Origin of the sequence: Kitasatospora sp. NPDC057198, from assembly GCF_042670125.1 — a bacterium.
Taxonomy (GTDB): domain Bacteria; phylum Actinomycetota; class Actinomycetes; order Streptomycetales; family Streptomycetaceae; genus Kitasatospora.
In genome coordinates, this window is record NZ_JBHUWH010000192.1 from 1 (window position 1) to 13672 (window position 13672).

General features: G+C 73.7%; 14 protein-coding genes and 3 tRNA genes. 10 read left to right on the top strand and 7 right to left on the bottom strand.

The window, feature by feature from the left end; all coding sequences use genetic code 11:
- From ACFUEL_RS21470 to crcB (ACFUEL_RS21480), 3 genes are all read right to left on the bottom strand, one after another.
- Positions 1–1882: DEAD/DEAH box helicase (locus tag ACFUEL_RS21470; RefSeq protein ID WP_380238073.1), on the bottom strand; the 1882-nt coding region annotated here is incomplete at its 3' end.
- 1084 nt (positions 1883–2966) lie between these two features.
- A complete protein-coding gene (gene crcB, locus ACFUEL_RS21475; RefSeq protein WP_380238075.1) occupies positions 2967–3326 on the bottom strand; it encodes a fluoride efflux transporter CrcB in 360 nt (119 codons plus the stop codon).
- Positions 3323–3808, bottom strand: a complete 486-nt coding sequence (gene crcB / locus ACFUEL_RS21480; RefSeq protein ID WP_380238077.1) for a fluoride efflux transporter CrcB — start codon at positions 3806–3808, stop codon at positions 3323–3325. Before crcB (ACFUEL_RS21480) ends, crcB (ACFUEL_RS21475) begins: the two co-directional genes overlap by 4 nt.
- A 79-nt stretch (positions 3809–3887) precedes the next feature.
- Between crcB (ACFUEL_RS21480) and ACFUEL_RS21485 the strand changes: the two genes are divergently transcribed.
- From ACFUEL_RS21485 to ACFUEL_RS21510, 6 genes are all read left to right on the top strand, one after another.
- Complete coding sequence (locus tag ACFUEL_RS21485; RefSeq protein WP_380238093.1) at positions 3888–4229, top strand: metallopeptidase family protein; 342 nt, start codon at positions 3888–3890, stop codon at positions 4227–4229.
- A gap of 168 nt (positions 4230–4397) precedes the next feature.
- Positions 4398–4470 (top strand) — tRNA-Glu (locus ACFUEL_RS21490).
- 42 nt (positions 4471–4512) lie between these two features.
- Positions 4513–4586, top strand: a tRNA-Asp gene (locus tag ACFUEL_RS21495).
- 27 nt (positions 4587–4613) lie between these two features.
- Positions 4614–4687 (top strand) — tRNA-Phe (locus tag ACFUEL_RS21500).
- 260 nt (positions 4688–4947) lie between these two features.
- On the top strand, positions 4948–5493 hold the full coding sequence (locus ACFUEL_RS21505; RefSeq protein WP_380238079.1) for a Uma2 family endonuclease: 546 nt from the start codon (positions 4948–4950) through the stop codon (positions 5491–5493).
- 546 nt (positions 5494–6039) lie between these two features.
- Positions 6040–6507: a hypothetical protein gene (locus ACFUEL_RS21510; RefSeq protein ID WP_380238080.1), complete on the top strand. Its 468-nt coding sequence runs from the start codon at positions 6040–6042 to the stop codon at positions 6505–6507.
- 15 nt (positions 6508–6522) lie between these two features.
- Here ACFUEL_RS21510 and ACFUEL_RS21515 read toward each other — a convergent pair whose 3' ends face one another.
- Positions 6523–7095, bottom strand: coding sequence for a dihydrofolate reductase family protein (locus tag ACFUEL_RS21515; RefSeq protein ID WP_380238082.1), 573 nt, complete (start codon positions 7093–7095; stop codon positions 6523–6525).
- A gap of 173 nt (positions 7096–7268) precedes the next feature.
- Positions 7269–8045, bottom strand: coding sequence for a TetR/AcrR family transcriptional regulator (locus tag ACFUEL_RS21520; protein WP_380238083.1), 777 nt, complete (start codon positions 8043–8045; stop codon positions 7269–7271).
- A gap of 99 nt (positions 8046–8144) precedes the next feature.
- Here ACFUEL_RS21520 and ACFUEL_RS21525 point away from each other — a divergent pair, with 99 nt between their 5' ends.
- On the top strand, positions 8145–8546 hold the full coding sequence (locus tag ACFUEL_RS21525) for a VOC family protein (protein WP_380238085.1): 402 nt from the start codon (positions 8145–8147) through the stop codon (positions 8544–8546).
- 71 nt (positions 8547–8617) lie between these two features.
- Here the strand turns inward: ACFUEL_RS21525 and ACFUEL_RS21530 are convergent, their stop codons facing one another.
- Entirely contained in the window at positions 8618–9226 is a 609-nt protein-coding gene (locus ACFUEL_RS21530; RefSeq protein ID WP_380238087.1) for a TetR family transcriptional regulator, read from the bottom strand.
- A 165-nt stretch (positions 9227–9391) separates the two neighbouring features.
- Here ACFUEL_RS21530 and ACFUEL_RS21535 point away from each other — a divergent pair, with 165 nt between their 5' ends.
- From ACFUEL_RS21535 to ACFUEL_RS21545, 3 genes are all read left to right on the top strand, one after another.
- Positions 9392–9664, top strand: coding sequence for a hypothetical protein (locus tag ACFUEL_RS21535; protein ID WP_380238089.1), 273 nt, complete (start codon positions 9392–9394; stop codon positions 9662–9664).
- Positions 9665–9791: 127 nt separating this feature from the next.
- Positions 9792–11720 (top strand): N-acetylmuramoyl-L-alanine amidase, encoded by a 1929-nt coding sequence (locus tag ACFUEL_RS21540; protein WP_380238095.1) that lies wholly within the window; start codon positions 9792–9794, stop codon positions 11718–11720.
- A gap of 38 nt (positions 11721–11758) precedes the next feature.
- Positions 11759–12397, top strand: a complete 639-nt coding sequence (locus ACFUEL_RS21545; RefSeq protein ID WP_380238090.1) for an SMI1/KNR4 family protein — start codon at positions 11759–11761, stop codon at positions 12395–12397.
- 17 nt (positions 12398–12414) lie between these two features.
- Here the strand turns inward: ACFUEL_RS21545 and ACFUEL_RS21550 are convergent, their stop codons facing one another.
- Positions 12415–13446, bottom strand: coding sequence for a glycosyltransferase family 2 protein (locus ACFUEL_RS21550; RefSeq protein WP_380238091.1), 1032 nt, complete (start codon positions 13444–13446; stop codon positions 12415–12417).
- Between the last annotated feature and the right edge of the window lie 226 nt (positions 13447–13672).

Consider the following 13672-nt stretch of genomic DNA (forward strand, 5'->3'; position numbering starts at 1 on the left):
GGTTGAAACCGCCGCGCTCACGGTCGCCACCGAACGAACGGCCACCGCGGTCGTCCCGGTTGAAACCGCCACGCTCACGGTCGCCACCGAAGGAACGGCCACCACGGTCACCGCGGTCGTCCCGGTTGAAGCCACCGCGCTCGCCACGGTCCCGGTCGCCGAACGAACGGCCGCCACGGTCACCGCGGTCGTCCCGGTTGAAACCGCCGCGCTCGCCGCGGTCCCGGTTGTTGTACGCCGGGCGCTCGCTGCGGGCCTCGCGGTAGGACGGGGCGCGCTCCTCGGTCACCGGCTCGGCCTCGGCCGGGGCGGCGACGGCGGCGGCAACGGGGGTCTCGGCGTCGGCCTCGGCGGCCGGCTCCTCGTCCTCGATGCCCAGCTCGGCGCGCTCGCGGGCGGCGCGGGCGGCCAGGCGGTCGGCCTCCTCGCGCAGCTCGGTGGCGCGGCGCTGGGCGCGCTCCAACTCGCGGGTCAGCTCGGCGACCTCGCGCTCGGCGGCGCCGGCGATGCCGGACGCGCTCTCGGCCTGCACCTCGACCAGCGAGCGGGCACCGGTGATCCGGGCCACCTCGGCGTCGAAGGCGTGGTCGAGGATGTGGCGCGAGGCGTCCACGCCCGCGTCCTCCATCAGGCGGAACACGCCGCGGCGCTGGTGCGGCAGCACCAGGGTGACGACGGTGCCGGAGCGGCCGGCCCGGGCGGTGCGGCCGGAGCGGTGCAGGTAGTCCTTGTGGTCACCGGCCGGGTCGACGTTCAGCACCAGGTCGATGCCGTCGACGTGGATGCCGCGGGCGGCGACGTCGGTGGCGACGACCACGTTCAGGTAGCCGTCCTTGAAGTCGCCGAGGACGCGGGTGCGGGCGCCCTGGGTCATGCCGCCGTGCAGCGCGTCGGCCTTCACCCCGGCCTCCAGCAGCTGCTGGGCGACCCGGTCCGCGCCCATCTGGGTGCGGACGAAGATGATGGTGCGGCCCTTGCGGGCGGCGATCGCGTTGGTGATCGGCGCCTTGTCCTTGGGCTTCACGACCAGGATGTGGTGGGTCATGGTGGTGACCGCGCCGGCCGACGGGTCGACCTCGTGGGTGACCGGGTTCTTCAGGTAGCGCTTGACCAGAGTGTCGATCTCGTTCTCCAGGGTGGCGGAGAACAGCAGGCGCTGGCCGCCGGCCGGCACCAGGTCGAGGATCTCGGTGACCTCGGGCAGGAAGCCCATGTCGGCCATCTGGTCGGCCTCGTCGAGGACGGCGATCTCGACCTCGTCCATCTTGGCGGAGCCGCGGTTGATCAGGTCGCGCAGGCGGCCGGGGGTGGCCACCAGGACGTCGACGCCGCGCTCCAGCGCGTAGATCTGGTTCGACATCGAGGTGCCGCCGCAGACCACCTTGAGGCGCAGGCCGAGCACCGAGCCGAACGGCTCCAGCGCGTCGGCGACCTGCATGGCCAGCTCGCGGGTCGGGACGAGGATCAGGCCGCGCGGGTGCTTGGCCTTGGTGCGCTCGCCGCCGGCGAGGCGGGTCAGCAGCGGGAGGCCGAAGCTCAGGGTCTTGCCGGAGCCGGTGCGGCCGCGGCCGAGCACGTCCTTGCCGGACAGCGCGTCCGGGATGGTCGCGGCCTGGATCGGGAACGGGGTGGTGACGCCGCGCTTGGCGAGCGCCCGGACGACGTCGTCGTGCAGGCCCAGGTCGCCGAAGGTGATGGTGGGCTCGGCGTCGGCGGTGTCGCCGTCCGCGTCGAGGCCGGGGTCGGCGTCGAGATCGGTGTCGAGGTCGCTGTCGGCGTCGGTCAGCTCGGCGAGCTCCGCGTCCAGCGTGTCGGTGTCGAGGGAGTCGGCGTCGGACCCGTTCGCGGGCATGGCGAAGCGGGCGTCGTCAACGAGAGACATGCAAAACCTTCCGGAAGTGGCACGCGCCAAAGTCCGGGGGTCTGTTGAAAAACCGCCTCTATGCGGTCAGCCACGGATCGCCGGAACGCGCCAAGGGCGCTCAAAGGTGTATGAGGAGCGCCAGCCAAATAGGATCAAACGAACGATCTACCACCATAGGGGAGCCTCGGGATCAGAGGCAAATCCCCTGGTCAGCACCGTCGAACGAAGGCCCGGTCCGGTCCGGCGCGCCACCCGGCCCGCCCTGAGCGCTCAGTGCGCCGACGACGGCCCGCCCGCCGGCTCCGACCCCGCGCCGCTGGGCGTCGCGGACGGCGCCGCCGAGTGCGAGGACGCCGGCGGGCTGCTCGGCGGACCCGACGGGGCTGCCGTCCCACCGCCGCCACCACTGCCGCCGGAGCCGCTGCCGCCGGAACCACTGCCGCCGGAACCACTGCCCCCGGCGGGCTGGCTGGACGACGGCGCGGACGGCCCGGACGGCGTCCCGGACGGGGCCGGGCCGCTCGCCGAGGGCGCGGGCACCTGGACGGCCCCGCCCGGCACCCCCTCCGCCGCCGGCGGCACGGACCCGGACGCCGGGGCACCCGCGGCGGACGACGCGGCCGGTGACGCACCGTCAAGGCTCAACGTGCCGCCGTGTTCCCCGGGCCGGCTGCCCGTCCGCGCCGCCGGCCCGCCGCCCGGCTTGGTGCTGGCCGCGGCACTGCCCGTCCCGGACGGCTTCACCTGCACCGTCCCGCCGGGGGCGTCCGCGCCCACCGACATGCACCCGCCCAGTCCGAGCACCGCCAGGGCCGCCGCCACCGAACCCACCGCCGCCCGCCGCCGCGCCGACCGTCCGGCCACCGGCCGTCCCGCCGCCGGCCGCCCTACCACCAGCCGCCCTGCCGCAGACCGCCCTGCCATCGATCGTCCTGCCACCGACCGAACGAGCGCCGACCGAACGACCGCCGACCGAACGACCGCCGACCGGCCCACCGAACCCGCCACCATCGAGCCACCTCCCGCACGGCCCGCCCCGGGCCGCCACCATTTCCGGTGCCCAACGCGCGGCCCGCCCACCGGGACACGGGTGGCGCCCCACTCACCCCCAGATCGCGTGCCCGACGCCCGCCCCCGCGTACACCGCGGTCAGGCCCGCCCCCAGCGACAGCGCCACGTTCCCCAGCGCCGCGCCGCGCGAACCGTTCTGCGCCAGCTTCAGCGTCTCGAACGAGAAGGTCGAGTACGTGGTGAGCGCCCCGCACAGGCCCGTCCCGAGCAGCAGCCGGACGTCCGGCGGGGCGACCGCGGTGAGCAGGCCGAGCAGCGCGCAGCCGCAGACGTTGACGGTCAGCGTGCCCCACGGGAAGCCGAAGCCGACCCGGGAGTGCACCGCCCGGTCGGTCAGGTAGCGCAGCGGCGCGCCGACCGCGGCGCCCACCACCACCAGCAGCCAGTTCACTCCGCCGCCTCCCGCCCGGCCGCGTCCGCAGCCCCTTCCCCGGCCCGCCCCCCGGCCCGTTCGCTCCGCCCCAGTAGCACCGCCCGGGTCGCGCCCGCGGCCGCCCACACGGCGGCCAGCGCGGCCAGCAGCGTCCCGGCCAGGTAGAGCAGCGCCCTGCCGGGCAGCGCGTGGTCGAACAGCTGCTGGGCGTCCACCGCGTACGTCGAGAAGGTGGTGAAGCCGCCGAGGATCCCGGTGGCCAGGAACGGCCGCAGCAGCGGGTGCGGCGTGCGCCGGCCCTCGGTCAGCACCACCAGCACCACCCCGATGAGCGCGCAGCCGACCAGGTTGACGAGCAGCGTGGTCCACGGGAAGGCGTCCTTCGCGGTCGGCCACAGCAGCCCCGCCCCGTACCGGGCGCTCGCCCCGAGCACCCCGCCCGCGGAGACCACCGCCACCACCCGCCCCTGCCCGCGCAGCACCGGCTCCCTCGTCGTCATGCCGCAAAGTCAAGCACCCGCCACCGCCCGAATGCCCTGGCGCCCCGTCAGCGGAACTCCGACAATGGGGCGCGTGGAGATGACCAGGGACGAGTTCGAGGCGCTGGTGTCCGACGCGCTGGACCGGATTCCGCCGCGGCTGGCCGCGATGATGGACAACGTCGCGGTGTTCGTCGAGGACGAACCCGACCCCGCCACCCCGGAGCTGCTCGGCCTCTACGAGGGCATCCCGCTCACCGAGCGCGGCGAGTGGTACGCCGGCGTCCTCCCCGACCGGATCATGGTCTACATGGGCCCGACCCTCCGCTACTGCGAGACCCGCGAGGAGGCCGTCGAGGAGGTCCGCACCACCGTCATCCACGAGGTGGCCCACCACTTCGGCTTCGACGACGACGAACTCCACGAACTCGGCTGGTCCTGACCCCGCCACCGCCGCAGCCTCCGCCTCCCCCGCCGCCGCACCCCCCGCGCCCCTCGCGACCAGCCCCGCCGCGCCGACCGCCGGAAACCGTTTTGGCGTTCCCGCCCGGCATCCCATATGCTTCTCGACGTCCCCGAACGCCGGATCATCCGGCCGGAAGGGCCGCAAGCCCTCATCGTCTAGTGGCCCAGGACGCCGCCCTTTCAAGGCGGTAGCACGGGTTCGAATCCCGTTGGGGGTACGCAGTACCGTAGTAAGGTCCTGTGCGGAGCGATCCGCATGAGGTCCCGTGGAGCAGTTGGTTAGCTCGCCACCCTGTCAAGGTGGAGGTCGCGGGTTCAAGTCCCGTCGGGATCGCTCGTCTCGCAAGAGGCGGTGCAGTACGGCCAGGTAGCTCAGTTGGTACGAGCGTCCGCCTGAAAAGCGGAAGGTCGCCGGTTCGACCCCGGCCCTGGCCACAACGTTTGACCAGGAACGATGCCCTCGAAGCAGCTCGCTTCGGGGGCATTTCCGTGCCGCTTGACGCCAGCCGTGCCGCTTGACGCCAACCGCGCAGCGGACGGTCGGCCGTCGGTGGACGGTCGGCTGCCGGAGCGGTTGAGGGCTCGTGCGGGACCGGAGAACGGGCACGGCGGCAAGTACCGCGCACGAGTGCTGTCGGCCCGGATGCCGGACTAATCTGAGGGTGTTGCCCGGCGCACCCCAGGAAACGGCCGTCATGAACCCGGAGCACTTCGCACTCCTCGAAGAAGCCCGACGGAGCCTGCCCGACGGGTTCAAGGTGGAGATCTCGGGCGACACCATCGTCATGACGGTCAGCCCCTCGGGGATCCACCAGCGAAACCTGCTGCTGATCCGCCGCCAGTTCGACAGGTACGCCCCGGTCGACCTGCTGCCGAGCGAGAACACCGACTTGGTGTCACCCAACGTCGGCAAGAGCCGCAACCCAGACCTGACGTACCTTCCGAGCGAGGCGCTGGAAACGACCGACAACCAGGTCCCGTCCGAGTCCGCCACCATCGCCGTCGAACTCGTCTCCCCCTCGAACCCGGAGAACGACTGGGTCGGCAAGGTCCGCGACTACCCGCTGATGGGGATCCCGCTGTACCTGCTGGTCGACGCCCGGCAGAAGACCGTCACCCTGTTCAGCCGGCCCGACGGTACGAAGTACCACCGCCGTGAGGACATCGAGTTCGGCGAGACGCTGCGCATCCCTGAGCCGTTCGACTTCGACCTGGTCACGAACGACCTGCTGCCGTACTGACCCGCGCCTGCCCGCACCGCCCACCACCGGTCGACGCCGGTCCTGACGCCAACCGGCTCGAACGGTGGCGCTCGACGACGGCCTTCCCCGTGTCCGCACGCGCTCCGGCTGCGCCAGGGGCAGTACGCCCCGTCCACCGTCTTCCCCGTGGCGTGCGCGGAGTGCGGCCGTTCTGTCGGCAAGGGCGAAAACCGGTCACTGATCCCGTGCGGCAAGGGGTAGTTGACGGGGGTCGTCGCCGTTGGGGTGGGGAGGCGTTCCCGAGCCCGGCGGGCGAGCCGGTCCCGCTGGTCCGGCCGTTGGACGCGCAGGCGCCGGCCGACCTGCGGTGGTACCTGGAGGAGTACCTGCGCGCCGTTCGCGGTGCACAGCGAGCGCGGGCCGCGGATCGCCGAGCGGCTGCCGGGCCGGGGCGCCCAGGTGCTCGGGGCGAGCGGCGGCCCGCGCTCGACCCGGCCGACCGGCCGGAACGGCCGTAGCGGACGGGGTGCCCTGCCCCCGCACGTATGCTCCGTGTACGGTGCGATGCCGAGGGGGTGGGGCATCGTGCTTCGCAGATCTTCGGTCGTCCTGCGCGTCACCGGTCTGGGCGCGGCGACGGGAACCGCGCCGTACCTGCTGCTCGGGGGAGGCGCCGCCCTGAGCGGCATGCCCCTGGTCGGGCTCGCACTGGTGGCGCTCGGCCTGCTGACCGGAGCGTTCACCGGCCTGGCCGTCGCCTGGTCCCTGGCCGCCTGCCGGGTGGGCGCGCCCACCCGGCGGTGGTCCGTCCGGGCCGCCCTGGCCGCGGGCCCGGCGCTGGTGCTGGCCTACCTGATCGTGGCGGTACTCACCGGCGGCCCCTTCCTCTTCGCCGTCGGCCTCTTCGGCTCCCCGATCGCCGTGGTGGTCGCCGCCCTGGCCGGCGCGAACCTGGCCCGCCGGGTCGGCCCCTTCGCCTGGGTGCCCCCGGAGGAGGTCGAACGGTTCGCGAAGCTCCACCGCGCGAGGACCCTCCACCCGCGCCGCGGGTAGGCCGGTCCGGCCGGGTCAGCGGACGACGTCGAACACGTTCTTCTGCAGGCCGTTGGCGTACGCCTCGTGCTCGACCAGCTTCAGCTTCTGGGCGTCCTTGTCGGTGGCGCTGAACAGGCGCTTGCCCGCGCCGAGCAGGAGCGGGAAGACCAGCAGGTGGTAGCGGTCGATCAGTCCGGCGTCCGAGAGGGCCTGGTTCAGGGTGGCGCTGCCGTGGACGATGATCGGACCGCCCTCGGTCTCCTTCAGGGCGGCGACCTCCTCGAGCGAGCGCAGGATCGTGGTCTCGCCCCAGTTCGTCACCAGGTCGTCGTCGGTGAGGGTGGTGGAGACGACGTACTTCGGCATCACCTTGTAGCCGGCGAAGTCCGCCATGTCCGGCCAGACCGGGCTGAACGCCTGGTAGCTGGTCCGGCCCAGCAGCATCGCGGTGGCCTCCTCCTGTTCGCGGCCCTTGATCTCGAACGCCTCGGGGAGGAACTCGACGTCCTTGAAGGTCCAGCCGGAGTTGCGGTAGCCGGGCTCGCCGCCCGGGGCCTCCACGACGCCGTCGAGCGAGATGAAGGCGGTGCTGATCAGGGTGCGCATCGGTGGTTCCCGGTCTCTCGTGTGCGGTGGTCGGCGGTGGGCCGGTGGACGCCGCGGCCTGCATTGGGCTGCCTTGGGCTGCCTTGGGCTGCGGCGCACCTTCCACGACTACTGACTGACGATCATGAAGGAACTCATCGGTCCGCGCCGGGTTTTTCGCGTTCCCCGCCGCGTCAGGCGGACGGCGGCCGCTCGATCAGCGCGGCGAGCCCGTCGAGGACCCGGGGGAGGCCGAACTCGTAGGCGCGGTCGGCGTCGTAGGCGCCGCCCTGGGCCTGGCCGGCGGCGGTGCCGACGCGGGTGGCGACGGGGTAGCGGGCCGGGTCGAGGACGCGGGCGAGGAGGTCGGCGTTGGCCTCCCACCACTGCTGGTCGTTCATGGCGCTGTCCTGCTGGGCGGCGCGGGCGTCGGCGGCCGTCCGGGCGCAGGTGTGGACGAAGCCGAGCAGGTGGGTGAGGGCGGCGTCGAGGCGGACGTCGTCGAGGCCGGTGTCCTCCAGGGCGCGCAGCTCGTACTCGTACTTGGCCATCAGGCCGGGGCCGAGCGGCGGGCGGGTGGTGGGGACGGCGGCGGTCCAGGGGTGGGCGGCGTACAGGGCGCGGTTGTCGTCGGCGACGGCGGCGGCGCGGGCGCGCCACCCCCGGTCGGCGGGGGTGCTGCGGGGCATCGCAGCGTAGAGGGTGTCGAGCATCAGGTCGAGCAGCTCGGCCTTGCCGGGGACGTAGGTGTACAGCGCCATCGGGGAGAGGCCGAGCTCCTGGGCGACCCGGCGCATGGTGACGGCGTCCAGCCCCTCGGCGTCGGCGACCCCGATCGCGGCGGCAGCGATGGTGGCGGGCGACTGGGCCTGCCGGGGCCCGCGCCGGCCGGTGGCGGGGGCGGTGGGGACGCCCCAGAGCAGGGCGAGGGTGTGCGCCGGGTCTCCGGCACTGCTCCGGTTGCTGGCCATGCGGGGGATTCTCCCATGCAAAAATCTCCGTACTGTGTATAGTGTACGTCGTACGGAGATTTTGGCGCAGCACGTCCACCGATCCGGAAGGACCTCCCCTTGAAGATCAACCGCTCTGCCGTGTCCCTGAACGTCGAGGACGTCGCGGCCTCCGCCGCCTTCTTCACCGCGCACCTCGGCTTCCGGGAGGAGATGTCCGCCGACGGCTTCGCCTCGCTCGGCCACCCGACCGCCGGCCTGAACGTGGTCCTGCTGCGCCGGGGCCTGGAGGTGCTGCCGGAGGGCTTCCGCGACCAGCACGCGGCCGGGCTGATCCTGGCCTTCACCGTGGACGACGCGGCCGCCACCGAGGCCCGATTCAAGGAGGCCGGGGTCGAGATCACCATGCCGCTACTGGACGAGCCGTGGGGCGAGCGGCTGTTCCAGGTCACCGACCCGAACGGGGTCGTCGTGCAGTTCGTCCAGTGGCTGACCCCGGAGGGGGCCGCCGCCCAGGCGTAGCGGGGAGAACGGCACGGTGCCCCGGAGCGGACCTCGCTCCGGGGCACCGGCACGCGGTACGGGCGCCGCCGCTACGTCCGGACACCACCCTCAGCCGGAACGGTCCCGGACGGGACGGCCCCGGCGACCGCCTGCCGGGCGAAGGCCACCAGTTGGGCGCGCAGGTCGGGCTCCGGCCCGGCGGCCAGGATCAGCCGGGACATCTGGGGCACCGCGTGCGGCCAGGCGGCCAGCGCGATCAGGCTCAGCAGGCAGGAGGTGACCTGCGGGGAGACCTCGGTGCCGAAGGTCTCGGCGAGCGCGGCGACCTTCCGCTCGTAGTGGGTGGCCCGGTGCTCCTCGTCGGACAGCGCGCCCTCGCGGTGGTGCAGGCCCTCCCAGAGCGAGAGCCGCAGCAGGACGGGATTGGCCCGGTGGAAGTCGTACACCCGGCCCACGTACTCGGCGGGGTCGTCGCCGGGGCGCAGCGGGACGGCTTCGGCGAGTTCGTCCAGGGCCTGCGCGACCACCCGGTCGAAGAGCTTCTGCTTGCTGCCGAAGTAGCCGTAGATGCGCTCCTTGTTGACGCCGGCCAGTTCGGCGATGCGGTCCACGCGGGCGCCCGCGATGCCGTGCGCGGCGAACTCTTCCCTGGCGGCGGAGAGCAGCCGTTGCTTGGTGGAGGTCGGGTCCTGGGTCATGCGGTCAGCGTAGGGCGGGACGGCCCGGCCTGCCAACCAACTGGATAGTTGACAACCAACTGGTTGGTTGGTTAGCTTCGAACAACCACCGCACCTCCCCGTCCCATCTCCCACCGCACCTCCCGCCGCACCTCCCTGCCGAGCCGACCGAACCGGAGGCACCCCGTGTCGACCACCGCCGTTACCGCCGCCACCACCCCCGCCACCGCCGCCACGACCGCCCCCGCCCCGTCGGTGCACGTCCGCGCCCTGCTCACCTGGCTGGCCGTCTACCCGGCGATCACGCTCGCCCAGCTCCTGCTCGGCCCCGCGCTGACCGGCCTGTCCGTGCCGCTGCGGGTCCTGGTCGTCACCGCCCTGGTCGTCCCCACCGTGGTCTACCTGCTGGTGCCCGCGCTGCTGCGGGCCCGCGGCGCGCTGCTGCGCCTGCGCGGCTGAGGCGCGGACGGCCACCCTTCCGGCCGCGGGTCGCAGCGCCGTCCGGGCGGGCCCGGCTGTTAGCGTCGACGACCGCCCGGGGACGTCCGCGGGCGCGCCCACCAGCAGGAGGTCCCCGGTGATCCGGATGCCCCGGGCCGCCGTCGCGGCCGCCGCGACGGCCCTGGTCGCCACCGTCCTGGGCGCGGCCCCGGCCTCCGCCGCCGGCCGGCTGCCCGCCGCGGATCCGCTGCAGGGCCGATTCGCCTCGGCCGCCGCCGAGTTCGGCGTTCCGGAGGGGCTGCTGCTGGCGCTGGCCTACCAGCAGACCAGGTGGGAATCGCACGGCGGCGAGCCCAGCACCACCGGCAACTACGGGGTGGCCGGGCTGACCCGGGTCGACCCGGCCGCCGTCCCGCCCGGCGCGGACGGCCCGCGGCTGCACACCCTGGACGCCGCCGCCCGGCTGATCGGCCGCCCCGCCGAGCAGGTCGCGACCGACCCGGCGCAGAACCTGCGGGCCGCCGCCGCGCTGCTGGCGCACTACCAGCGGGAGTCCGGCCGGGCCGCGAGCCCCGACCCCGGCGACTGGTACCGGGCGGTGGCCCGGTACGGCGGCAGCGACGAAAGCCCGTTCGCGGACCGGGTGTTCGCAACCCTGCGCACCGGCGCCGAACGCACCACCGCTGACGGCCGGCACGTCCGGCTGGCCGCCGCCCCCGCCCTGCGCGTCGACCGCCCGGAGCGCCCGGCGCCCCGCTCCACCGAAGCCGAAGTCGAAGCCGGGGTCGGAGCCGGAACCGAGGCCCGAGCCGGAACCGGAGCCGAGGCCCGCGCCGGAACCGGTGCTGCCGTCGACTGCCCGGCCGGCCTGGACTGCGAGTGGCGCCCGGCCGCGTACGCCCTGACCGATCCCAAGGACCCGTCCTCGTACGGCAATTACACCAAGGCGAACCGCCCGGACGACGGCCAGCGGATCCGGTACGTGGTGCTGCACGACACCGAGGGCGGCTACGACGGCTCGCTCGCCGCCTTCGCCAACCCGCACAGCCAGGCCAGCGCGCACTACCTGGTGCGCTCCTCGGACGGGCACGTCGCCCAGCTGGTCAGCAACCGGGACGTGGCCTGGCACGCGGGCAACAAGACCTTCAACATGCACGGCATCGGCATCGAGCACGAGGGCTACGCCTTCCCCAAGGACCGGCCGACCTGGTACTCGGAGCAGCTGTACCAGTCCTCCGCCGCGCTGGTGCGCCACCTGGCCGCGCGCTACGGCATCCCGCTGGACCGGGAGCACGTGCTCGGGCACGACGACGTGCCCGGCCCGGTGCAGGCCAACGTGGCCGGGATGCACTGGGACCCGGGCACCTTCTGGGACTGGGCGCACTACTTCGACCTGCTGGGCGCCCCGCTGCCCCGCCCCGGCGGGCGGCCCGCGGTCGGCTCGGTGATCACCCTCGCCCCGGCGTTCGACACCAACCGCCCCGCGGTGAACGGGACTCCGGACCGCCCGGAGAACTTCGTCCCGCTGCACACCGGCCCGTCCGCCGACGCCCCGCTGCTGAACGGCGGCACCCGGGACGCCTCCGACTGGCGCGACAAGGCCGTCACCGGCACCCACTACGTGGTCGCGGACACCGCCGACGGCTGGACGGCGATCTGGTACGACGGGCAGAAGGCGTGGTTCGCCGACCCGGCCGGTTCGGTCAGCGCCCCCGACACCCGCCCCGGCCGGACGGTGCTCACCCCGCGCCCCGGCGCGGCCACGATCCCGGTGTACGGCCGCGCCTACCCGGAGGCCGCCGCCTACCGGGACCACCCGTCGATCCCCGTCCAGCAGGTGGTACCGCTGTCCGCGACCGTCCCGGCCGGACAGGCGTACCCGGCCGCGGACGCCGAACCGGTGCAGGGCGACTTCTACTACGCGCGGAACATCGACGGCGGCGCCCCGGAGGACCGCACCCTGGTGGTCGGCTGCGACACCTACTACCCGATCCGCTACAACCACCGGCTGGCCTACCTCAAGTCGACCGACGTGCAAGGCGGTTCGGCCGCCCCGGCCTGCCCCGGAAACTGAGCTGCCGCCCGGCCGGGCGGCCGCGTAGGGTCCGCCGCATGACGACGAACTGGACCGGGGTCCGGGCCCGGCTGGCCGCCCTCCGGCCGTACAGCGGAAGGGTGTTCGGCTCCGGACGGCACCGCTTCACCCTGGCCGACCCGCTGACCGAATCCCAACTCGCGGAGGCCGAACACCAGTTGGGCATCACCCTGCCCGCCGGGTACCGCACCTTCCTGGCCGAGGTCGGCGCGGGCGGGGCCGGCCCCTACTACGGCCTGTTCCCGCTGGCCGACTCCCCGGACGGCTGGGGCTGGCCGGGCCAGTACGACGGACCGGGGGACCTGGCGGCAGAGTTCCTCTCGGAGGCGGAACGCGCCCGGCTGGACGCGGAGTTCACCGCCCGCGAGCCCCGGGAGGAGGACTTCCCCGATCCGGACGCCCACCTGGCCGCGTTCCGTCCGTGGAACGAGGAGTGGGAGGTGCTGCGCCGCCGGATGACGGCGGGCTCGGTGCAGATCGGCGAGCAGGGCTGCGGCTACTCGTCCTGGCTGGTGGTCTCCGGCCCGCACCGGGGCAGCGTGTGGGACGACAGCTTCGCCGCGGACGGGTTGATGTCGCAGCTCGCCCCGGACTTCCGCACCTGGTACCTGGGTTGGCTGGCCCGCGCCGAGGTCGATTCCCGCGGCCGGCGATGAGCGGCGGCCGGCGGGCGCTACCTGCGGCGCAGCGCCTTGCGGGTGTTGCGCACCCGGCGGTGCAGGCGCTGGACGTTCGCCAGGGTGTGCACCCGGCCGGCCACGGTGAGCCGGTACTTGAGGCGCAGGAAGCGCGGCAGGGCCTCGATCCGGTCGTCCCCGATGGCGCTGATCAGCCGGGTGACGTGCCGGTGGTAGGCGTACCGGTAGTCGTGGTCGCCGTCGGGGACGGTCCAGAAGAACATCGGTATCTCCTCGACCAGGGTGTTGTGGTCGTAGGCCCGCAGGTGCTCGCGGAAGACCGGCTCGGGCCGGTCGAGCAGCCAGCCGCGGACGAGTTCTATGGAGCGGACCCGGTCGGCCAGGCCGCGCGGGTCGGTGCGGCGCTGGGTGATCGAGCTGTCGCCGTCCTCGCGGATCCGCCAGTGGTAGACCGGCTCGGAGAGCACGTCGACGTGCTCCGCCAGGAAGTGGTGCGGGACGCTGACCGGGGCGTCCTCGTAGAGCATGCCCTCGGGGTAGTCCAGGCCGGCGGCGGCGTAGAAGGAGCGCCGGTAGACCTTGTTCCAGGCGGTGCGGTCGGTGACCAGCGAGGGCAGTTCGCTGACGTGGGTGCGCAGCCGGGTCTCGGCGAACGGGCGGCGGTGCACGTGCGAGGGCTCCAGGCCGGCGGTGCGCAGCCGCAGCACGTTGCCGGTGGCGAAGTCGGAGCCGGTGCGGTCCAGGGTGTCGACCATCAGCCGGTAGGCGTTCGGCGGCACCACGTCGTCGCTGTCGACGAAGGCCAGGTACTCGGTGCCGGGGGCGAGGTGGCGCACGCCGGTGTTGCGGGCCGCGCCGAGGCCCTGGTTCTGCTGCCGGACCAGCCGGAAGCGGGGGTCGCGCGCGGCGTACCGCTCGGCGATGTCCGCGCTGCCGTCGGTGGAGCCGTCGTCGACCATGACGCACTCCAGTTCGGTGAGCGCCTGATCGGCGATCGAGTCCAGGCAGGCGGCGAGGTAGCGCTCGACGTTGTACACCGGGACGACGACGGAGATTCGGGGGGCCATCGGCTGCGCGGGCCTTTCGGGCTGGGCGCCCGAACAGGCTCGCGGGAAATTCCGCCGGGCGCGGACGCGCGCAGCATATCCGGCCCGAACCACCGTGCGGGAAACGGGAGGTGGAATGGGGGTAACGGAATTGTCCGCTCCGAATTCCGGCGGGCACCGGCCGGCGGAGAACGGCACCGCGGCGGATCCGGGAACGAACGGGCGCCGCTGCCCACCCCCGTGGGGC